General features: G+C 53.3%; 14 protein-coding genes. 10 read left to right on the top strand and 4 right to left on the bottom strand.

The window, feature by feature from the left end; all coding sequences use genetic code 11:
- Nucleotides 1-53 precede the first annotated feature (53 nt).
- The 6 genes from ACO0LK_RS25455 (at nucleotide 54) to prmC (ending at nucleotide 8,434) form a co-directional block, all read left to right on the top strand.
- A complete protein-coding gene (locus ACO0LK_RS25455) occupies nucleotides 54-1,772 on the top strand; it encodes a FecR domain-containing protein (protein WP_422980116.1) in 1,719 nt (572 codons plus the stop codon).
- Between the two features lie 30 nt (nucleotides 1,773-1,802).
- Nucleotides 1,803-4,223, top strand: coding sequence for a CHASE2 domain-containing protein (locus ACO0LK_RS25450; protein WP_422980114.1), 2,421 nt, complete (start codon nucleotides 1,803-1,805; stop codon nucleotides 4,221-4,223).
- Nucleotides 4,224-4,398: 175 nt separating this feature from the next.
- The gene (gene hemA / locus ACO0LK_RS25445; protein WP_422980112.1) at nucleotides 4,399-5,685 is read left to right on the top strand and encodes a glutamyl-tRNA reductase; all 1,287 of its coding nucleotides are present in this window, start codon (nucleotides 4,399-4,401) and stop codon (nucleotides 5,683-5,685) included.
- A gap of 102 nt (nucleotides 5,686-5,787) precedes the next feature.
- The gene (gene prfA, locus ACO0LK_RS25440; protein ID WP_422980110.1) at nucleotides 5,788-6,873 is read left to right on the top strand and encodes a peptide chain release factor 1; all 1,086 of its coding nucleotides are present in this window, start codon (nucleotides 5,788-5,790) and stop codon (nucleotides 6,871-6,873) included.
- A gap of 215 nt (nucleotides 6,874-7,088) precedes the next feature.
- On the top strand, nucleotides 7,089-7,595 hold the full coding sequence (locus tag ACO0LK_RS25435) for a disulfide bond formation protein B (protein ID WP_422980108.1): 507 nt from the start codon (nucleotides 7,089-7,091) through the stop codon (nucleotides 7,593-7,595).
- On the top strand, nucleotides 7,595-8,434 hold the full coding sequence (prmC, locus tag ACO0LK_RS25430) for a peptide chain release factor N(5)-glutamine methyltransferase (RefSeq protein WP_422980106.1): 840 nt from the start codon (nucleotides 7,595-7,597) through the stop codon (nucleotides 8,432-8,434). The genes ACO0LK_RS25435 and prmC overlap by 1 nt, the downstream gene beginning before the upstream one ends.
- Nucleotides 8,435-8,500: 66 nt before the next feature.
- Here prmC and ACO0LK_RS25425 read toward each other — a convergent pair whose 3' ends face one another.
- The 4 genes from ACO0LK_RS25425 to ACO0LK_RS25410 all read right to left on the bottom strand — a co-directional run bounded on the left by ACO0LK_RS25425 (nucleotide 8,501) and on the right by ACO0LK_RS25410 (nucleotide 11,854).
- Nucleotides 8,501-9,178 carry a phage tail protein gene (locus ACO0LK_RS25425; RefSeq protein WP_422980104.1) on the bottom strand — a complete coding sequence of 226 codons (678 nt, stop codon included), beginning with the start codon at nucleotides 9,176-9,178 and terminating at the stop codon, nucleotides 8,501-8,503.
- A 368-nt stretch (nucleotides 9,179-9,546) separates the two neighbouring features.
- Nucleotides 9,547-10,575 (bottom strand): sulfotransferase, encoded by a 1,029-nt coding sequence (locus ACO0LK_RS25420; protein ID WP_422980102.1) that lies wholly within the window; start codon nucleotides 10,573-10,575, stop codon nucleotides 9,547-9,549.
- Between the two features lie 21 nt (nucleotides 10,576-10,596).
- Nucleotides 10,597-11,304, bottom strand: coding sequence for an aspartyl/asparaginyl beta-hydroxylase domain-containing protein (locus ACO0LK_RS25415; protein WP_422980100.1), 708 nt, complete (start codon nucleotides 11,302-11,304; stop codon nucleotides 10,597-10,599).
- Complete coding sequence (locus ACO0LK_RS25410) at nucleotides 11,291-11,854, bottom strand: GNAT family N-acetyltransferase (RefSeq protein ID WP_422980098.1); 564 nt, start codon at nucleotides 11,852-11,854, stop codon at nucleotides 11,291-11,293. The genes ACO0LK_RS25415 and ACO0LK_RS25410 overlap by 14 nt, the downstream gene beginning before the upstream one ends.
- An 88-nt stretch (nucleotides 11,855-11,942) precedes the next feature.
- Here ACO0LK_RS25410 and ACO0LK_RS25405 point away from each other — a divergent pair, with 88 nt between their 5' ends.
- The 4 genes from ACO0LK_RS25405 to ACO0LK_RS25390 form a co-directional block, all read left to right on the top strand.
- Nucleotides 11,943-12,272 (top strand): DUF6916 family protein, encoded by a 330-nt coding sequence (locus ACO0LK_RS25405; protein ID WP_422980096.1) that lies wholly within the window; start codon nucleotides 11,943-11,945, stop codon nucleotides 12,270-12,272.
- Nucleotides 12,273-12,564: 292 nt separating this feature from the next.
- Nucleotides 12,565-13,167 carry an adenylyl-sulfate kinase gene (cysC, locus tag ACO0LK_RS25400; RefSeq protein WP_422980094.1) on the top strand — a complete coding sequence of 201 codons (603 nt, stop codon included), beginning with the start codon at nucleotides 12,565-12,567 and terminating at the stop codon, nucleotides 13,165-13,167.
- The gene (locus tag ACO0LK_RS25395; protein ID WP_422980092.1) at nucleotides 13,164-14,012 is read left to right on the top strand and encodes a sulfotransferase; all 849 of its coding nucleotides are present in this window, start codon (nucleotides 13,164-13,166) and stop codon (nucleotides 14,010-14,012) included. The genes cysC and ACO0LK_RS25395 overlap by 4 nt, the downstream gene beginning before the upstream one ends.
- 2 nt (nucleotides 14,013-14,014) lie before the next feature.
- On the top strand, nucleotides 14,015-21,986 hold a 7,972-nt coding region (locus tag ACO0LK_RS25390; RefSeq protein ID WP_422980090.1), incomplete at its 3' end, for a DUF4347 domain-containing protein.

The following is a 21,986-nucleotide window of genomic DNA, read 5'->3' as shown; positions in this document are numbered from 1 at the left end:
TGCTGTGCCTGCTGTATGCGGGCCTGGATCGTATTCCCCAACGAGGAGTCCGCATGAGACTAACCCGCCCCCTGGTCATGCGACAAATATCCGTATGTTTTGCTTTCAGTCTGGCTCTGGCCTTGCCCATGTTATCCATGGCGGCCAAGACATCAACGGCGAACGGCGAACCAGGCAGTTTTATCAGTACCCCGCCAGACATGACTTATTTTGCAGTACAGGGCGATACCCTGTCTGCCATTGCCAAGCGATATACCGATAAAACAATAAACTGGACCATCCTCGGCAAGCGCAACAAGATTGCCGACGACCGGGCCATACCCATTGGTACAGCCATCCTGATCCCGCTGGAACTGCTGCCAGAAGAAGACAGCGAGGCCAAAGTCATCGCCATGACTGGCACCCCCACCTACAAGGCCAAAGATGGCAGTAGCGGTAACCTGGCCCTGGGCACCGTCGTCAGGGAAGGCACGCAAATCACTACCGACAAGAACGGCTTTCTAACCCTGTCACTGATTGATGAATCGCGTATTTCGATTCCATCCAACAGCCAGGTCAGCCTGGCCAAGTTGCGCAAGACCAAATACACCGGCAGTCCGCGTACAGAAGTCAATTTATTGCAGGGCAAGGTTGAGTCGCGCGTCAGCTCACTGGTCAGTAACAAGGGCCGTTTTGAAGTCCGCACCAATCTTGCAGTGGCGGGCGTGCGCGGCACCAATTTCCGAGTTGGCGTGAATGAAGATGGAATCGCCAATGAAGTCTTGTCTGGCGGTGTTGCCGTTGCCAATACCACAGGCGCGACCGGCAAGAAACCGGATGAACTGATGCTGACCGCAGGCAAGGGCAATATCATCAGCAGCAGTGGTGTCGGCAAGGCCGTCGACCTGTTGCCTGCGCCTGTGATGAGTGAACTCTATCTACTGCAAGAACGCCCGACCCTGCAATTCCAGGTGGAGCCGAATGCCGCAGCCGCCGCTTATCGTGTACAGATCGCCAAAGATGCTGAAATCCTGAATATCCTGACGGAAAACCGTTTCAAGGACAATCGATTCAAGTTTGACGGTTTCGCTGACGGCAATTATTTTGTGCGCATCACGGCCATAGACAAAGCCGGGCTGGAAGGATTCCCGCTGGTCAAAGCAGTTACGCTGAAAGCCCGTCCGGAACCACCTTTCACCGTACAGCCGAAGAACAAGGTCAGAGCAGAACGTCTGGACTTTGCCTGGACTGAAGCCAGTGATGCCGTTGCCTATCATCTGCAGGTCGCCAAAGATCCTGAGTTCAAGAATCTGCTGATAGAAAAGAATGAAATCAAGGAAGTACAACTCAGCAGTGATCGTCCTGCCGAGGGCAATTACTACTGGCGCATAGCCACCATTACCCGCAAGGATGGGAAAGCCGACCACGGACCTTTCAGCGACGTGCAAAAATTTGCAGTCTTGCCTGTCACCAGCTTGGCACCACCGGGTGAAGGCAATGGCAATCAGCTATCGTTCAGTTGGGCATCCGAGCCTGGACAGAAGTTCCTGATACAGATCAGCACCGACGCCCAGTTCTCCAAACTGTTCCTGTCACGTGAGCTCGACCAGGCGGAACTGAAAATTGACCGGCCGCTGGCAGGTACTTATTTCATCCGGGTTCGTTCAACTGACCCGGATGGCTATGTCAGCCCCTTCTCGGCAACCCAGAAGATCACCATACAGCAACGCTGGACCAGCAGTGATGGTTCGCCCATCAACAGCAGCGGGGGGGCGGTTGGTACGAATTTTTAATTCGTTGCCGCAGCCCCAGGTTAACGGCACATGACGAACAGCCAATCAAATAACCAATTCAGGGTAGAGCGCATCGCTCTCAGGGAATGGCTGGTTCTCAGTGTGCTGATGCTCTTGCTGACTGCGGGGCTGTTGTTTTACAAGACACTGGAACGCGCCGATCTGGTGTTGTACGACCGGCTGATGCAGGTCAATACCCGGCCAGCCCGGGACGATATTATCATCGTCGGTATCGACAGCCATAGCCTCAGCGAGTTGGGCAAATGGCCCTGGTCCAGAGCACGGCATGCAGAACTGATCAAACAGATTGATGCTGCCCAGCCACTGGCCATAGGCATGGACTTTGTCTTCACCGAAGCCGAAGACAACAATCCGGAACAGGCCGTCAGCGGCGACCAGGCATTTGCCAATGCCATCACCCAAAGTGACAAAGTGGTGTTGCCACTGATTTCAGAAAATGCCGGCAAGGGTTTGATGACCGTGCGCCCCGTTCCAATACTGGCCAGCGCCGCCCGCCAGTTGGCCCACATCAATCTGGAACTGGACAAAGATGGCGTGGTACGCAGCATCTTCCTGCGTGAAGGCATGAATGGAGAATGGTGGCCGCATTTTGCCCTGGCACTGGCAGATGTAGGCAAGAACATCACTCCTGGCACCGAGACCAATTTGCCAGGCAACAGGCTCGCCGCCGCATTGCGCAACGCCGCGCCTGAACCAGGCACCTGGCAGCGTGATTACCAGATGCATATCCCCTTTGCCGGCAGTAGCGGACATTTCCGCTCGGTACCCTATGTGTCGGTACTCAGAGGCGAAGTACCGCCAGCCTTTTTCAAGAACAAATATGTACTGGTAGGCCCGACGGCCAGCGCCATGGCAGACTCATTCCCAACTCCGGTATCCGGCAACGAGGGCATGATTTCCGGGGTCGAGATCAATGCCAATATCCTCGCAGCTCTGCTGGACAAACGCAGTATCGTGCCAGCCCCCTTGCTCTACAGCCTGTTGTTCAACCTGCTGGCCGTAGGCATGGCGATGTCCGCCTATCAGTTGCTGTCCCCCAGAAAAGCTTTGCTGGCAACGGCTGCCATTGCCACTCTGGCCATGGCAGGCAGCTGGCTGGCGTTGCGTTACCTGGGTTACTGGGTAGCGCCAACGGCCACCCTGCTGGCCCTGATCATTGCCTATCCCTTATGGAGCTGGCGCCGACTGGAAGCGGCCATCCGCTTTCTGGGAGAGGAATTCCGGGTACTCGACCAGGAACCGCATTTGCTGCCGGAATTTGTCGATCAGGATGAAGTCCAGCCAGCCCGTGCACTAACCGACACCCTGGAACAAAGCATCAACGCCATGCGTGAAGCGGTAGACAGGGTCAGGGATTTGCGTCAGTTCATCAGCGACAGTCTGGTCAGCCTGCCGGATGCCACGCTGGTCACCACCACCGATGGCAACGTGCTGCTATCCAACCAGCCAGCCATTGATTATTTTGCCGGCATAGGCATACCCAAAGTGAATGATGCTCTGGTGCCCTATCTGTTTGCCAACATGGCACCGCCCCAGTATGCCGAACATGCGCAAGAAAGCAGCTTCAGCTGGTGGGATATTCTTGACATCAAACACACCAAGGGCATGTCGCAAGGCATAGAAGTACGCGACCCGCAGGGCAAGGATCTACTGATCAAAAGTGCACCCTGCTACAACGGTGACAAAAAACTGGTGGGCTGGATCGTCAGCCTGATTGATATCACCAGCATACGGGCGGCAGAGCGCAGCCGTGACGAAACCCTGCATTTCATCTCGCATGACATGCGCGCACCACAGGCATCCATCCTGGCATTACTTGAGTTGCAAAAAGACAGCGCAACTGCCCTGCCGACAGAAGAATTCATGTCCCGGATAGAAAAGGCTTCGCGCTCTACACTGGGTCTGGCAGACAATTTTGTACAACTGGCGCGTGCAGAATCCCAGGATTACCGCTATGAAGAAGCCGATTTCCAGGACATCCTGCTGGTAGCCACCGAAGAAATGTGGTCCCTGGCAAAAAACAAGAATATCCGTATCACTACCCAGATACAGGAAGAAGAATTCCCGGTCCTGGTAGATCGCTCACTGATGACCCGGGTGCTGACCAATTTATTATCGAATGCCATCAAGTACAGCCCCAGAGATACCACCATCACCTGCTCGCTGATCAGTGAACAGCATCTGGCAGATGCCACCATCATTTGCTCTATCGCCGATCAGGGTTATGGCATTACCAGAGCAGACCAGAACAAGCTGTTCCAGCGCTTCCAGCGTTTCAAAACCAATGAACAGCCGAAAAACGATGGCGTGGGTCTGGGCATGGTATTCGTCAAGGCGGTACTTGACCGCCACCAGGCCAAAATAGATTTCACCAGTACGCCAAATGAAGGCACGACTTTCCACATCAGAATCCCGGCTGACCTGGATTGAAAGCAAGATTAGCCAAACAGTACACCATGAACAATTAAACAACATGAATTTTGTTGCAAAAATAGCATAATTTAACTGTTGTTAGCGTCCTTGATGCACATCAAACAGCCATGCCCGGGAAAATGCCCGTCCAACGCGCTATAATGGAGGCTTACTTCCTCCCCCAACATATTGCATGCAACTGTCTGCCGTTGGCCTCAACCACACGACCGCGCCGCTGTCCTTGCGCGAAAAGGTCGCCTTCTCTCCTGATCAGGTTGCTCAGGCGGTGGTGGCTGCGCGTGGCTGGTTTGGCCGGCATGAAAGTGGCAGCAAACTGATACATGGCAACGAAGCGGCAATTCTGTCCACCTGCAACCGTACCGAACTGTATGCTGCCAGCAGCGCTGCCAATCCTGTCGATGCTGCAGCCCATTTTCTGGCCGACTTTCATCGCCTGCCGTATGCAGATCTGCGCCCCCATTTATATACATTGCCGCAAGACAATGCAGTAAGACATGCCTTCCGCGTTGCATCCGGCCTGGATTCCATGGTCCTGGGTGAACCGCAAATTCTGGGGCAAATGAAAGATGCCGTGCGCCAGGCAGAAGCCGCCGGTGGCCTGGGTACCTATCTGCACCAGATGTTTCAACGTACCTTTGCGGTTGCCAAGGAAGTACGTACGACGACAGAAATCGGCGCCCACAGCGTGTCCATGGCTGCTGCGGCCGTGCGTTTGTCGCAGCGTATTTTCGACAAGATAGCAGACCAGCATGTGCTGTTTATCGGCGCTGGCGAAATGATAGAACTGTGCGCCACCCATTTTGCGGCGCAGAACCCGAAATCACTGACTATAGCCAACCGCACGCTGGAACGCGGCGAAACCCTGGCCCATCGTTTCAACGGCAAAGCGATACGCCTGGCCGATTTGCCACAGCAACTGGCGCAATTTGACATCATTGTGTCCTGCACTGCCTCATCGTTGCCAATTATCGGGCTGGGTCTGGTGGAACGTGTGGTCAAGGCGCGCAAGCATCGCCCCATCTTCATGGTTGATCTGGCCGTCCCGCGTGACATCGAAGCCGAAGTCGCCGAACTGGATGACGTTTTCCTGTACACCGTTGATGATCTTGGCACCGTGGTCCAGTCCGGGCTGGAAAACCGCCAGGCTGCCGTCGCCCAGGCCGAAGCGATTATCGAAACCCGTGTCCAGTCTTTCATGCACTGGATAGATGGCCGCGCCGTAGTCCCCGTGATACAGGACCTGCACGAAAGCAGCGAGCAATTGCGCCTGCTGGAACTGGAACGCGCCCGCAAAATGCTGGCCCGTGGTGAAGATATTGATACCGTGCTGGAAGCCCTGTCAAAAGGCATTACCGCAAAATTCCTGCATGGCCCGCAACAGGCCCTGCATCAGGCCAGCGGCGACGAACGTGCTCGCCTGGCAGCTTTGCTGCCACAACTGTTCCGCACCAAGCGTTAGCGACTACCTGCGCTGTCTGGCGTGCAGCCTTATGCACGTACATCTCCCACTTCCCTTATGGGGTCTTGCCCCATCTCAGTCAATAATCGATAAAGTCATCGTATGAAACCATCAATGCTTACCAAGCTGGATCAACTGGCAGAACGCCTGGATGAAGTCAGCCACCTGCTGATGCAGGAAGGGGCCACCAATGACATGGATGCCTATCGCAAGCTCAATCGCGAACATGCCGAACTTGATCCCCTGGTTGCTCTGTACAGCAACTACAAACAGGCACAGGCAGATACTGCAGAAGCCGAGCAGATGCTCAACGATCCTGACATGAAGGCTTTTGCCCAGGATGAAATCGAGGCCGCAAAAAACACCATGCAGACACTGGAAAGCGATCTGCAAAAAATGCTGCTGCCGAAAGACCCGAATGATGAGCGCAATATCCTGATGGAAATCCGCGCTGGCACGGGCGGTGACGAAGCCGCCCTGTTTGCCGGTGATTTGCTGCGCATGTATATGCGCTTTGCTGAGCGCAATCGCTGGCAAACCGAAATCATGTCGGAATCGCCTTCTGAACTGGGCGGTTATAAAGAAGTGATTGTGCGGCTGGCCGGCTTGGGTGTGTATTCCAAACTGAAATTTGAATCGGGCGGTCACCGCGTGCAACGCGTACCGGCCACCGAAACCCAGGGCCGTATCCATACCTCGGCCTGCACTGTCGCCGTCATGCCGGAAGCCGATGAGTTGGCCGACGTGGTTATCAACAATGCCGATTTGCGCATCGACACCTTCCGCGCCAGCGGTGCTGGTGGTCAGCATATCAATAAAACCGATTCTGCCGTGCGCCTGACGCATCTGCCTACCGGCATCGTGGTCGAATGCCAGGATGGCCGCAGTCAGCATCAGAACAAGGCACAAGCCATGCGCGTGCTGGCTACCCGCATCATGGATGGCCAGTTACGCGAAAAGCAGGCCAAAGAAGCAGCAACCCGCAAAAGCCTGATCGGTTCCGGCGACCGCAGTGAGCGCATACGTACCTACAATTACCCGCAGGGACGCATGACAGATCACCGCATCAACCTGACCCTGTATAAGCTGGATTTCATCATGGATGGCGACCTGAGCGAACTGACCAATGCGCTGGTGGCAGAACACCAGGCGGAATTGCTGGCAGAGTTGGGGGAAGACGGCATTTGATCTGCGCCATTCATGCAGTATTGATGCCTGATTTACTGTGTATTTACAGTGTATTAACGGGCCCTTCTCAGGTTTTTATTGCCTTAGGGCCTTAAACTATCAGATACTCGCTAGCAATCAGGCAAGGCAGCAGTAAATATTGATGCTTTGCTTCAGCGATACCGAACTAAAATCCCTGGCCGGTATCCAACACCCATTCTTTCATTGCGCACACCATGAATCTGTCGAAAAAAATCCTGTTGTCGATTGCTGCCATCTGTATCGCCCTGCTGGGCGCAGCCCTGTACCTGCAAATCGTTGAAAAAATGCTGCCTTGTCCCTATTGCGTTTTCCAGCGCTATGCCTTTGCCCTGATCGCCGTATTTTGTATCGTGGCGGTTGGCCTTCAGGGTGCAGGGCACCGTCTGGCGACCGGCATGGCCTTCATATCTGGCCTGGTTGGCCTGGCAGCGGCTGGCAAGCATATCTGGATCATGTCTACCCCATCCATGTCTTGTGGCATAGACCCGCTGGAAACCGGTCTGAACAAGATGCTGATGGCCCAGGTATGGCCTGTTATGTTCAGGGCAGATGGCTTGTGCGAAACGCCTTATCCGCCTACTCTGGGTCTGTCATTGCCGGCATGGGCAGCCATCTTTTTCGGCATCTTTACTGTTGCTATCCTGTATGTGCTGATCCGTAATCAGAAAACCCAGCGTGGCATGTTTGGCCCTTCACGTTAATGCTTGGCTGGCTTTACCCCGGCATCACCGTTGGCGCCTGCGAACAGGCCAGCCCGCTGGACCGCATTGATACCCGCGTCCTGCTCATGCATGGCCTGAGTTTATCGCGTACACAACTGATCACACAATCAGACCAGGTATTAAGCGCCGAGCATCTGGCGCAGATCAGTGCCTTGTTCCAGCGCCGCCTGAATGGGGAGCCGATCGCTTACATCGTGCAGGAACGTGAATTCTTTGGCCTCAATTTTCGTGTCACCCCTGATGTACTGATCCCGCGTCCAGACACGGAATTGCTGGTGGAACTGGCAATCCAGCATGCCCCAGCCCATTCCAGCCTGCTGGATCTGGGTACAGGTTCCGGTGCGATCGCCATCAGCGTCGCCAATCAAAGACCAGACCTGACAGTCACTGCACTGGATATCAGCGCAGCAGCACTGGCCGTCGCCCGGGAAAATACCCGTCGCCATATAGCCCCCAGCAAAGTGGAGTTATTGCAAAGCGACTGGTATCAGGCAGTAGCAGGCAGGCGATTCCACACCATCGTTAGCAACCCGCCGTACATCGTCGCTGGCGATAGCCATCTGCAACAAGGTGACTTGCGCTTTGAGCCCGCAGATGCACTGACAGATCATGCCGATGGCCTGACGGCTTACCGCCAGTTGATTGGCGCAGCACATCTGCATCTGCAAGCGAACGGGTGGATCCTGCTGGAACACGGCTACGATCAGGCAGAAGCGGTACGTGCCATGTTGCTGGAGGCTGGCTTTGAACAGGTACAAAGCTGGCAGGACCTGGCAGGGATAGAACGGGTATCTGGTGGCAAGCTGAAACTTACGTGAGTTAAAGTGATACAGAAATAAAAAATGGCGCAATAAAGCGCCATTTTTTATGTTGCAGCTAAATGCTTAGTTCCTGGATGGGAAAATGCCTTCCATCGCGATGATGTAGTTCAAACCCAGGTATGGTTGCATGACGGTGTTAGTCGATGTCGTGGTAACAGGGAATGCTGTAGCCGTGCCTGAGCCTGTATTTGCATTGGTCACAGTACCAGTTCCTGTGATTGCAGTTGTAACACCACCCAAAGCTACCGGCGCGGTTGGCGCTGTACCAGCTGGCAAGAAAATAGCTGCGCCAGATGCACCGCCAGCAGTATTGGTCAAGCCACCATTGTTTGGCGCTACGGGAAGAGCACCATTGGTGCCGGTGCCGACATTGATCGTTGTATTGGCTGCCAGGCCTGTGACATCCAGCACCGCAGTATGCGTATGCGCAGGCAGATTAGCTACTGTCAAAGTCACGCTGCCAGTGCCTGTTGCAATCGCTGTCACATTGTTCACGCCAGCTTTTTCACCCTGCGATACATTTGCAATGCCAGGGCCCGCACCTTGTGAACCAACCGCAACCCGGCCGCGCAGATCTGGAATACCAAAAGTCGATTGTCCATCGCCACCATACATGGTGCCTAACAAGGCAAACATCGCCGAATTTTGTGAAATAGCAACTGTTTGTCCGTTACAGAACAGCCAGCCGCGTGGTGGAAAATTAAAACCAACGGCCAATATAGTGCCCATAAATGCATCCATTACTTACTCCAATTCAAGTTGTGGTTGATACAGGGATTAAACAATCCGGCATACGAAGATGCCCTGATAAAAGTAAGAACTTTTATCAACAGCTTTAATCAGGAACTTTTCCGGAGGCTATGGCGAAGGCAATATCTGACCCCCTTAGCTTTGCAACAACCAGCTTTGCAACAACCTCTTGTACTTGCGAAAAGCAATTTCAAAAAAAGCAAACCAATTCTACAATCCTTATTAGAAAAAATACACCAGCTTTTCTTTTATTAAGGTACAAAAACGATTGCAAAACTCAGATGCATCTGTCTATGTGGTGAAAGCCACATTACAGAATGGCAAGACGACGCAATTTTGCAACAGACACATCACAAAAATCATGTTTTGGAGCGGAGTTTTTCCAGCTCTTCATAGACTATCTGACATTGCTTTGTAGCATTTTCATTCAACTCCAGCACCTGCTCCACCTGCTGTTCAGTAGCAGGTGGGTCGCCCAGATAACTCATGTGTCTGTGTTTGGAATGTAAAGTGGATCTGGCTTTCAGACTGAACAATTGCGCCTCGTCGCACTCAAGTGCAAAGAGCTTAAACAACTGATTCCATAGAATCGCCGGCAATTGCGAATAGTTCAACAAATGCAGACGCGACGCCGCTACTTGCTCCAGTGCGGACCTGAACAAGGCCTCCAACACCGCCGCCGCATAGCTGTCCATGTCTGCGGCAGGCACAGACTGGCAATGCACATCCAGCCTGGTGATATCCAGGAGCCCGGGTATCATTTGCGGCCCGCGCTGACGCCGGTGAGATGCCAGCACCGCATCCGGTTCACGATACAGAAATATGAAAGGAGTATCAGGAAACGCCTGCCGTATGAAGGCCAGCCATGGCATATGCCAGCTATCGAACTTAATAAAAAAATGGGTCTCGTGAGCATGCCTTTTTTGCCCCAGCAGGCTCACCAGTTGCCGCAACAAATCCAAAGCACCCAGCATGTCTGGCTGGTGATGATAATAACGAAAAAACGCATCCAGTACCGGTGGTTCAGACATCACTACGCACTGCTCCAGCGATGCCAGCATCTGTGTCAGCAGCGTTGAACCGCAGCGTGACACATGGAAAATAAACGCAGTCGGCGCAATACTCTGTATGCCTTTACATAATTCGCCCAGACCGGCGATGGGCGTATGGCAGACTCTTCTTTGTTCATACGTCTGGCCGGACAGGCTGTCCTGAAAGAATGATTCTGTGAATCTTTTTTCTCCCATATAACGCCACCACAGGCGATTCGTTTCTGTAGCAATCGCTACCGGGAACCAGCCCTGCATGGTGTCGATAGTATGTGCATCAATCTGCTGACCGCGCAACAGTGCGCGTTCTTCGGCAGCAAAGCCCTGCTTCATATTCATTTTTTTAAACGATCATTCAAATCAGCCAGCCAACCTGATGGCATCCAGTTCATCGGCTATCCTGATACCTGCGCTGTGACCAGACGCACGCAGTTGTTCAATCACGACAAGCACATTGTCATCATTGATGGAAGAATCCGGATATTTTGATTTTGGCCTGGCAACCCAGCCAGCATCCAGAAACACCTCTTCCAGCCAGGCATTGCTGACGCAATCAAGCATCAGATGCACCCGCGCCTGTGTACCCGGATTACGCACTGCATGCAGGCAACTGGCATTCAGATACCAGGTATCCCCGGCAGAGAAATGTATTTCTTCGCCGTCAATGCGAAACAGTACGTCGGGCGTGGTGTTAATCGGTATATGCAAACGGGTAATGCCATCTTCCAACGAGGTGGCATCGTCCCGGTGTTCCTTGATGATGCCACCGGCCTCCAGCGACATCAGACGTATGGACGTTTTTTCGCACTGGAAAAAATCAATCACTTCGCGCATATAGGGGCAATCCTGCAAGAGCACCGTGTCCTGAAACTGCCCCTCGTTGACAGGCATGATGTGATCAATACGCCCATCCACTGCACGCAAAGGCAGGCACAGCCAGTTGTTTTCGTAAGCGCTGGTATTGAAATGACTGATCCATTGCGAGGCTTCCAGCAGGGTCAGCTCTGCACGCAGGCGTGCCAGGTCAAAAGAAAAGGGTAACCTCAGATAACGACTAGGCTGTGACATCGCGCTGCTCCATTTGTATGCCGCCCACATTGCCCACATCAAGCACACCACGCACATCAACTACGCCAGCACGGCCATGCCAGTGCATCTGTTCAAACAGCCCATCAGTGCTCTGTACCAAAAAACCCATTTGCAGATACAGCGCCTTTGCCGCGTGGTTGCTCAACTCTACCGCCAGGCTGACAACCTGATTTTGCTCTGTCGCTTCTTCCTGCATGGCCAGCAATACCGACCTGGCGATGCCCTGGCGTTGTGCCTCCGGTGCAATGGCGATATCTACCAGGCGCATGTCGTTTGTGCCTGCATCAATGATCACGCGACCAACAGGCTGGCCTGTCTGTTCCACAATCCAATGCTGCGCATCAGGAAAATGCTGCCGTATGCCTGCCATCTGCACATGCTGTTGCATCTTGATCATTTGCGCCACGACTACAGGGTCCACAGGCAGTTGCTGCAAATCCAGGCGGCGACTGGCATACAGTACATCCAGAAAAGCCTGGTCGTCCTCTCTCGGCGCTCGCAATTGACACCCGCCAGTTAATTTGTACACAAGCACTCCCAAGATGATTAAAATACATGATTATCATCCTGCCTATGCTTGTGTGTTCTTGCAAGTGAAACTTTAACCACGTAAAACAATGACATTATCCAAAGAGCAGCTTAACGCCTACATAGGCAACATCTTTCGTATAGAAACCTCTATAGGTGACATCGAACTTAAACTGGAAGAAGTCGATGAGCGCTCACGCCGTGGCTTGCCAGACCATTTCGCTACGCCTTTACTGCTGATATTTTCTGGTACCGGCACCAAGCTGCTGTCGCAGGACAACTACATCGTTCATCATCCCGAGATGGGGCAAAACGTCTGGTTGATAGCACCCGTCATGCCCGATTACGACAAGGGACAAGACAAACAAAAGCACGAAGACGGCAGTACTTGCTTTTTTTATCAGGCATTTTTCAACTAACAACAATTTCCAAAAAGGAATTGTTGCTCAAATAAATGGCACGAAGCGCGTCTTTGTTGCCATTTTTGCTTATTTCAATGTTAGTATTGCAGTTATTTTTTTGATATTTAGCCTATACAAATAGACCTCTGCCGATGCAACGGCAGATATCAAGCTATTTCATATTGCCCTCAAAAAACAATTTAATAAGTACCACTGCCTGTTTTATTGAAGTGGCTTATTGAAGTGATGAAGTAATAAGTAATCAGATTTCAGCTTTGCAGTATCTCGTATCGGGCATCCATGACACCCGATGTTTTTCAGGCTTATCGGTGGCGGTCGGATGCGTGATCAGGAACAAATAAAGACTCTTTCCAATACAGAAACAGGCACAGCAAAGACCTGGTGGCTAAGTGGCCTGCCAGGTGCGGGTAAAACGACGCTGGCACAAAACCTGGCAGATCGCCTGCGTGCGCATGCCCAGCCGGTTTGTGTTCTGGATGGTGATGAATTGCGCAAGGGTCTGTCACGTGATCTGGGTTTCAGCCCTGCTGATCGCGAAGAACAAGGTCGCCGTACGGCAGAAATGGCCAGACTGCTCAACAGCAATGGCATTCATGCGATAGTCGCATTGGTATCCCCTACCATCAGCGGCAGAGCACTGGCCAGAGACATCATCGGTACGCAGCGTTTTATAGAAACTCATGTCGCCACGCCTTTGCACATCTGCCAGCAACGTGATCCCAAAGGCTGGTATGCAAGAGCCCGGAATGACCCGGCTTTGCAACTAACCGGCTTTTCGGCACCGTATGAAGCACCGGTGTCACCAGATTGCGTCATTGATACCAATCAGACAGCACTACCTGATGCGATCAATCAACTTTTTTCCTACGCCAAAGAATTCAGTACTTTATGACAGCAGCAACTTATCACTTCATCTCTGGCCTGCCACGTTCTGGTTCCACCTTACTGGCAGCATTGCTGTTGCAAAACCCGCGTTTTCATGCAGGCATGACCAGCCCGGTCGGTACTTTATATACCAGCATGTTGCATCAGTTTGGCGCTGGAACTGAATTTGGGCCTGTCATCACCAAGCCTGAACGCAAGCGTCTGGTCCGTGGTCTGTTTGATTCTTATTATGCTGAACACGCCGATAAAAGCGTGGTGTTTGATACCAACCGCATGTGGACAGCCCATTTACCGATGTTGATGGATCAGTTTCCCGGCTCCAAAGTCATTGCCTGTGTGCGCAATGTCGCCTGGGTGATGGACAGCATAGAACGCAAATACGCGGCTGACCCTTACGAAATCACACGCCTGTTCAATGACGACAATGAGCGTGCAACGGTCTATAGCCGGGTCGAGACCCTGGCACAGCGTAACCGCATGGTGGGTTATCCCTGGGCTGCCCTGAAGAGTGCTTTTTACAGCGAACATGCAGCGTCCATGCTGCTTATTGATTATGACTTGCTGGCACAGGCGCCACAAAAAGTGCTGCCCCTGATTTATGACTTTATCGGTGCCGAACCATTCGAGCATGACTTCCAGAATATCCAGTATGACGCGCCAGAATTTGATGCGCCCTTAGGCATGCGTGGCCTGCACAAGGTCAGGCCCGAAGTCAGCTTCCAGGCCCGCGACACCATACTGCCCCCCGATTTATTTCAGCAATACAGCCAGCTATCGTTCTGGAAAGACACGACCGGTAGCCGTGCCAATGTAATCACCGCCAAATTTGTTTCTACCGCGACAGGAAATTGATCATGATCCCAACTACCAACATACTGAATAATCAAGCGCAAGATAATGATCATGTCGCTACCTCAGTGACACCGCTTACGCCTGTCATACAGACTGCTGCGCCCGTGTCTGCACCCTCACCCGCACCGGCACCAGTCCAGGCAGGTCCGCATGAAGTGGTGTTTGTTGATACCACGCTGCAAAACTGGCAAAGCCTGGTTGGCAATCTCAAACCTGGAACAGAAGTCATCACGCTCGACCCGTTAAAAAACGGTGTGCAGCAAATGGCCGATGCACTGCAAGGCAAGGCAGACATCACTGCCGTTCATATCGTATCGCACGGTGGTGAGGGTTATCTGGTCATGGGTAATACCATGCTTTCCTCATATAACATGGCTGACTACCAGGCCAGTATGGCCACCATACACAAGGCACTGGCACCGGGGGCCGATATTTTGCTGTACGGCTGTGATGTCGCCAAAGGTGATGCAGGCACCACCTTTGTCAATCAACTGGCAAAAGCAACCGGCGCAGATGTGGCAGCGTCGACCAATGACACGGGTGTGCATGGTGACTGGACACTGGAATACCATAACGGCGCAGTAGAAACCACGGCCATCGCAGCGCAGCAATATCAATACGACCTGGCAACGATCAAGGTCACCAATCTGAATGATAGCGGTGCCGGTTCTTTGCGCGCAGCTGTTGCAACGGCCACGAGCAATGCGACTCCCGATACCATCGTTTTTGATCCGGCCTTGTTTGCCAGTGGTGCGGCAACATTAACGTTGACGAGCGGATCAATCGATGTCGACTCTCCAACTGACAATAATCCCCTGTCCATCATTGGTGCTGGTGAAAACCTGTTGACGATCAGCGGCAACAATAACTCACGTATTTTTTCAGCCTATGGCTCGGGCGGTACCAAGAACAATACCTCTGCGCTTACTCTTTCTGGCATGACCATCACCAATGGCAAGGGAGTTGGTGGCGATTCAGGCTGGGGTGGTGGTGCAATTACTTTTCAGTATTCAGGTTCACTCACACTGGACCATGTCGTTATAACAAACAGCGTTGCATCAAAACAGGGGGCCGGACTTCTCTTTTATCAAGGTGGCGGAACTATAACGATCAGCAATAGCACCATTTCGAATAACACATCGAGCGCGCAAGATTCTGGCGGAAATGGTGGCGGCGCTTATGTTGCCGGCGCACAAATCAATATCAGCAACACTACCATAAGCGGAAATTCGGGAAACAGTCTAGGCAGATATGGTGGTGGTATTGCGATTGCAGCAGGGACGAGCGCGATATTAACAAATGTAACCATCGCAAATAACTCGACTGGCAGGTCTGCAGATGCCGCTGCTGCGGGTGGAGGTGGTATCGCAATCAGTGGTGCAGGAACCACGACAATAGTAAATTCAACTATAGTTGGGAATTCATTTACTGGTGGAAATGTTGCAAGCAGCGGCGGCGGCGGCGTCTATATAAGAGCTAGCACTGGCGCAGTTACGATAAAAAACACGATCATCGCTAATAACTCCAGTACCAATGCCAGCACGAATGATACGGACCTCTTTATTGGTAGTAGTTCGACTTTATCTGGTAGCAACAATATTGTTTTGACGACAATAGGAGCCGCTGGAACTAATTCTTTGACGGGAACTATCACCACCCTGGGTAGCGCTTTAGGTTCACTGGCATTTAACGGCGGCGCAGTTCAAACGGTTGCCATTGCGACTGGCAGCACTGCAATTAGCGCCGGAACCACGGCAGGCGGCAACGTACCCACTACCGATGCACGTGGTGCAGGACGTGGCGGTACGACGGATATAGGTGCTTACGAGTTCAGTGACAACAACACCTTCAATTTTGCTGGTGTGGTATCCCCAAATACCGGTGCGATTGACGTGCCATCGAACTATAATCTCGTGATTGAATTCGGTACGGCAGTCACGGCCGTTGCGGCAAAAAACATTGTTATTTACCGTCAGTCCGACAATGCCGTACTTGAAACCATCGCAGCAAATGATAGCGCCAAAGTGACGTTCAGTGCGGGCACTGGTGGTGCCAACAGCAAGGTCACCATTAACCCTACTGCCACGTTTGCAGGTAATACTGGTTATTACGTCTTGATTGACAGTGGCGCTTTCCAGGATGGTGGCAGCAATACCTATAACGGTATCAGCTCAAATTCAACCTGGGCGTTTACCTCAATAGCCATCCCGACCAGTATTACCAGCGCCACCTATGATGCCAGCACAGGTGTACTGGTTGTCACGGGCACCGATATGACCGCTGGTGACAATATTGATGTCACCAAACTGAGCCTGACTGGGAATGGTGGTTCTTACACACTGACAGCCGCCACCAGCAATACAACCGCCACTAGCGCCACCTCTTTCACGGTCACGCTGGGCGCGGCCGACAAGATCGCTGTCAATAGCATACTGAACAAAAATGGTACCACTGCCGCAGATACCACAACGTTTAATCTGTCTGGAGCTGCAAACTGGGATGTCACGGCCAATTCCGACCCTGATACAACCGGTAACGGCATTACCGTCTCGAACGTTACGGCACCGACGATCACCTCAGCTACCTTCAATGCTACTACCGGTGTATTTACGGTCACTGGCACAAATTTGGTCAAGGTCACCGGTGCCAATAACGATATCACTGTCTCGACCCTGACCATAACGGGACAGGGTGGTGTTACTCGTACGCTTTCTACCACTGGCAATGTGGAAATCACCAGTGCCACCAGTTTCACGCTCACACTGGCAGGTGCCGATATTGCTGCGGTCAAGGCATTACTTGATAAGAATGGCAGCAGTTCCAGCGGTGGTACGACCTACAACCTGGCTGCAGCAGATGACTGGAATAGCGCCATCACTGGCGGTGATATTTCAGATGCGACCAATGCCATCACTGTATCCAATGCGCCACCGATTCTCACGAGTGCCACTTACGATGCCAGCACTGGCGTTCTCTCTGTCACCGGTGCCAATATCACCAATGGCGGCACGATAGATATCAGCAAAATGGGACTGTTTGGGCAAAACGGCAACTTTTATGCCTTGACCACGGCCAACGTCACGGCCAGCAGCAGCACTGCATTTTCTGTCACGCTGAATGCTACAGACAAAATAAATGTGAATGGCCTGCTGAACAAGAATGGGACAAACGCGGTCAGTGGCTCCACCTATTTCGTGACAGCCGCTGCCAACTGGGACGTCACTGCTTCTTCCCCTAACGATGTGACTGGTAATGGCGTCACGGTCTCGAATGTCACTGCACCTACCATCACTTCAGCCGCGTATGATGCCAGCACTGGCACATTCACCGTCACAGGCACTGGCCTGGTCAAGATAGTTGGTGCCACCAACGATATCACCATCAATACACTGACCATTACCGGTGAAGGTGGCGTCACCCGCACGATTTCTACTACCAGCAATGTAGAAGTCACGAATGACACGACGTTCAGTTTCACCCTGGCTGGTGCAGATATTAATGCCGTCAATATCCTCTTCAACAAAAATGGTATTAATTCTACCGGTGGCACGACTTACAATATCTCGGCTGCAGATGACTGGAACGGCCCCATCACTGGTGGAAATATCCAGGATTTGACGAACGCTGTGACAGTATCCAATGCTGCAGTCCCTACCATCACTTCGGCAACCTATAACTCCAGTACTGGTGTTCTGGTCGTTACCGGCACAGGCTTGTCTATACTGAACGGTGCAGCGAATGACATCGTCGCCAATAAATTCACACTGACTGGTGAAGGCGGTGCCACCTATACCCTGACGGACACGGCAAATGCAGAGATTACATCGGCTACCAGCTTTTCACTTGTACTCAGCGCCACTGACAAGTCAGGTATCAACCAGATCGTCAACAAAAACGGCACTAGTTCCACCGGTGGTACTACCTACAACGTCGCGGCAGCAGAAGACTGGGCAGCAGGCGCAGATGCAGCCGTTGTCATTGCCGACCTGACTGGCAATGGCATTACAGCCACGGTCGCGGCGCCTACCGTTACCTCAGCCACTTATGATGCCACTACCGGCAACCTGGTGGTCACAGGCACGGGCTTTACCCATCGTAGTGGTGCTGCTAACGATATCATTGCCAATAAATTTACGCTGACAGGACAAGGCGGCAGCACTTATACCCTGACCGACACGGCCAACGTTGAAATCAGTTCTGATACCAGTTTTACCCTGGTACTGTCTGCGACCGACAAACTGGGCCTGCGCACCCTGCTCAATAACAATGGTACGCAATCGGTAGGTGGCACGACCTATAACCTTGCTGCGGCAGATGACTGGGCCAATGGTGCTGATGCGACGCTCAATATCGCAGACCTGACGGGCAATGGCATTACCGTATCGAATATCGTATCTCCTGCTATCACCTCAGCCACCTATGACGCCAGCACAGGTATTCTGTTTGTCACTGGTAGCAATCTCGCCAGTGGCGATACCATTGATGTTTCCAAACTGTCCCTGACTGGTCAGGCGGGTTCATATACCCTGACCACGGCCAATGTCACTGCGACCAGCGCTACTGCGTTCTCGGTCACTTTGAATGCTGCTGACAAACTTGCCATCAACGGCATATTGAACAACAACGGCACAACTGCCGTTGATACCACCACATTCAATCTGGCCGCAGCAGCAAGCTGGGACACGACAGTCCCTGCATCAGCAGATCTGACTGGCAATGCCGTCACTGTCTCGAACGTCACCGCGCCAACGATTACATCCGCGACGTACGACGGCACCACCCACGTCTTCACCATCACCGGCACTAACCTGGTTCAAACGATAGGTGCGACCAACGACATCACGATATCCAAACTGACCATCACTGGCGAAGGCGGTGCCACCCGCACCCTGTCCACGACAGGCAACGTCGAAGTTACATCAGACACCAGCTTCACCTTCACCCTGGCCGGTGCCGATATTGCTGCTGTCGATAACCTGCTCAATAAAAACGGCACGTCTTCCGCCGGTAGCTCCACAACGTATAATCTGGCAGCAGCCGATGACTGGGACAGCGTCATCACCGGCGGCAACATCGCTGATCTGACCGGCAACGGCATCACCGTCGCCAATGCCGCCCCAAGTATTTTGAGCTCCAGCTACGATGCCAGCACCGGCATCCTGTCGGTCTCCGCCGTCAACATCATCGCTGGCGACACCATCGATGTAAGTAAACTGTCTTTGACTGGCCAGGCCGGTTCCTACACTCTGACCACCGCCAACGTCACTGCCAGCAGTGCAACTGCTTTTGCAGTCACCCTGAACGCTGCCGACAAGCTCGCCATCAACGGCATACTGAACAACAACGGCACAGCAGCGGTTGATACCACTACCTTCAACCTCGCAGCAGCCGCATCCTGGGATGCCACCACCACCTCCAGTGCTGACCTGACTGGCAATGCAGTGACCGTATCCAACGTCACCGCCCCAACCATTACGTCCGCAACCTACGACGGCATCACCCACGTCTTCACCATCACAGGCACCAACCTCGTTAAAACGATAGGCGCGACGAACGACATCACGATTTCCAAACTGACCATTACTGGCGAAGGCGGTGCAACGCGTACCCTGTCCACCACCGGCAACGTCGAAGTCACCTCCGCCACCAGCTTCACCTTTACTCTCGCTGGTGCAGACATCGCTGCGGTTGATGCGCTATTGAATAAAAATGGTACTTCTTCGGTTAGCACCACCACCTATAATCTCGCAGCAGCCGACGACTGGGACAGCGTCATCACCGGCGGCAACATCGCCGACCTGACCGGCAACGGCATCACCGTCTCGAATGCCGCACCAAGTATTTTGAGTTCCACCTACGATGCCAGCACCGGCATCCTCAGCGTCTCCGCCGTCAACATCGTCGCTGGCGACACCATTGATGTAAGTAAACTGTCCATCACAGGTCAGGCCGGTTCCTACACCCTGACCACCGCCAACGTCACCGCCAGCAGTGCAACTGCGTTTGCAGTCACCCTCAACGCCGCCGACAAGCTCGCCATCAACGGCATACTGAACAACAACGGCACCACCGCCGTTGATACCACCACCTTTAACCTGGCAGCCGCTGCATCCTGGGATGCCACCACGACATCAGCCGCCGACCTGACCGGTAACGCCGTGACCGTCTCCAACGTCACCGCCCCAACCATTACGTCCGCGACCTATGATGGCACCACCCACGTCTTCACCATCACCGGCACCAACCTCGTTAAAACCATAGGTGCCACCAATGACATCACCATTACCAAGCTGACCATCACCGGCGAAGGCGGTGCAACCCGTACCCTGTCCACCACTGGCAACGTCGAAATCACTTCTGCCACCAGCTTTACCTTTACATTGGCCGGTGCCGATATTGCCGCAGTCGATAGCCTGCTCAATAAAAACGGCACCTCGTCCGCCAGCAGTTCCACCACCTACAATTTGTCTGCTGCCGACGACTGGGATAGCGTCATCACCGGCGGCAACATCCAGGATTTAACCGGCAACGGCATCACCGTATCGAACGCCGCACCAAGCATATTAAGTTCCACCTACGATGCCGCGACTGGCATATTGTCGGTCTCCGCCGTCAACATCGTCGGTGGTGACACCATTGATGTGAGCAAGTTATCCATCACAGGCCAGGCCGGTTCCTACACCCTGACCACCGCCAACGTCACCGCCAGCAGTTCAACAGCTTTTGCAGTCACCCTGAACGCTGCCGACAAACTGGCCATCAATGGCATACTGAACAACAACGGCACCACCGCCGTTGATACCACCACCTTTAACCTGGCCGCTGCCGCTTCCTGGGACGCTACCACCACATCGAGTGCAGATTTGACCGGCAATGCCGTGACCGTATCCAACGTCACTGCACCAACGATTACGTCCGCAACCTATGACGGTACTACCCACGTCTTCACCGTCACCGGCACCAACCTCGTTAAAACCATTGGTGCGACGAATGACATCACCATTTCCAAACTCACCATTACCGGTGAAGGTGGTGCAACCTACACCCTGTCCACCACCGGCAATGTCGAAATCACCTCCGCTACCAGCTTTACATTTACCTTAGCTGGTGCCGATATCGGTGGTGTCGATGCCCTGCTCAACAAGAACGGCACTGCGTCTGCCAGCAGCGCCACCACCTACAACCTGGCCGTTGCCGACGACTGGAACAGCGCCATCACCGGTGGCAACATCCAGGATTTGACCGGCAATGGCATCACCGTCGCCAATGCGGCACCAAGTATTTTGAGTTCCAGCTACGATGCCGCGACTGGCATTTTATCGGTCTCCGCCGTCAACATCGTCGGTGGCGACACCATTGATGTCAGTAAACTGTCCTTGACTGGCCAGGCTGGTTCCTACACCCTGACCACTGCCAACGTCACCGCCAGCAGCAGTACCGCCTTTGCCGTGACCCTGAACGCCGCCGATAAGCTCGCCATCAATGGCATATTGAACAAGAACGGCACCACCGCCGTTGATACCACCACCTTCAATCTCGCTGCCGCCGCTTCCTGGGATGCCACCACCACCTCCAGTGCTGACCTGACCGGCAATGCCGTCACCGTCTCCAACGTGGCCGCCCCAACGATCACGTCTGCGACCTATGACATCACCACCCACGTCCTGACTGTCACAGGCACTGGCCTGGTCAAGACCATCGGTGCCACCAATGACATTACTGTCACGGCCCTGACCATCAAAGGCGAAGGCGCAGCTACCCGTACGCTGTCGACCACTGGCAATGTCGAAGTCACCAGCGCCACCAGCTTTGCCGTGACACTCGCCGGTGCCGACCAGGCCGCCGTCGAAGCCCTGTTCAACAAGAACGGTACTACCTCAACCGGTGGTACCACTTACAACCTGGCCGCAGCCGATGACTGGGACAGCGCCATTACCGGCGGCAACATTGCCGTCACCACCGCAGCGATTACCG

The organism is Undibacterium sp. Ji49W, from assembly GCF_049340205.1.
In the GTDB taxonomy this organism is placed as follows: Bacteria; Pseudomonadota; Gammaproteobacteria; order Burkholderiales; family Burkholderiaceae_D; genus Undibacterium.
This window is presented reverse-complemented; position numbering and strand designations above follow the sequence as displayed.

Coding starts and splice junctions, on each gene's coding strand:
- ACO0LK_RS25395 (WP_422980092.1), top strand. CDS start 13,164: ATGACAGCAGCAACTTATCACTTCATCTCTGGCCTGCCACGTTCTGGT.
- ACO0LK_RS25425 (WP_422980104.1), bottom strand. CDS start 9,178: ATGGATGCATTTATGGGCACTATATTGGCCGTTGGTTTTAATTTTCCA.
- ACO0LK_RS25405 (WP_422980096.1), top strand. CDS start 11,943: ATGACATTATCCAAAGAGCAGCTTAACGCCTACATAGGCAACATCTTT.
- ACO0LK_RS25455 (WP_422980116.1), top strand. CDS start 54: ATGAGACTAACCCGCCCCCTGGTCATGCGACAAATATCCGTATGTTTT.
- prmC (WP_422980106.1), top strand. CDS start 7,595: ATGCTTGGCTGGCTTTACCCCGGCATCACCGTTGGCGCCTGCGAACAG.
- ACO0LK_RS25420 (WP_422980102.1), bottom strand. CDS start 10,575: ATGAATATGAAGCAGGGCTTTGCTGCCGAAGAACGCGCACTGTTGCGC.
- ACO0LK_RS25435 (WP_422980108.1), top strand. CDS start 7,089: ATGAATCTGTCGAAAAAAATCCTGTTGTCGATTGCTGCCATCTGTATC.
- ACO0LK_RS25450 (WP_422980114.1), top strand. CDS start 1,803: ATGACGAACAGCCAATCAAATAACCAATTCAGGGTAGAGCGCATCGCT.
- prfA (WP_422980110.1), top strand. CDS start 5,788: ATGAAACCATCAATGCTTACCAAGCTGGATCAACTGGCAGAACGCCTG.
- cysC (WP_422980094.1), top strand. CDS start 12,565: ATGTTTTTCAGGCTTATCGGTGGCGGTCGGATGCGTGATCAGGAACAA.
- ACO0LK_RS25415 (WP_422980100.1), bottom strand. CDS start 11,304: ATGTCACAGCCTAGTCGTTATCTGAGGTTACCCTTTTCTTTTGACCTG.
- hemA (WP_422980112.1), top strand. CDS start 4,399: ATGCAACTGTCTGCCGTTGGCCTCAACCACACGACCGCGCCGCTGTCC.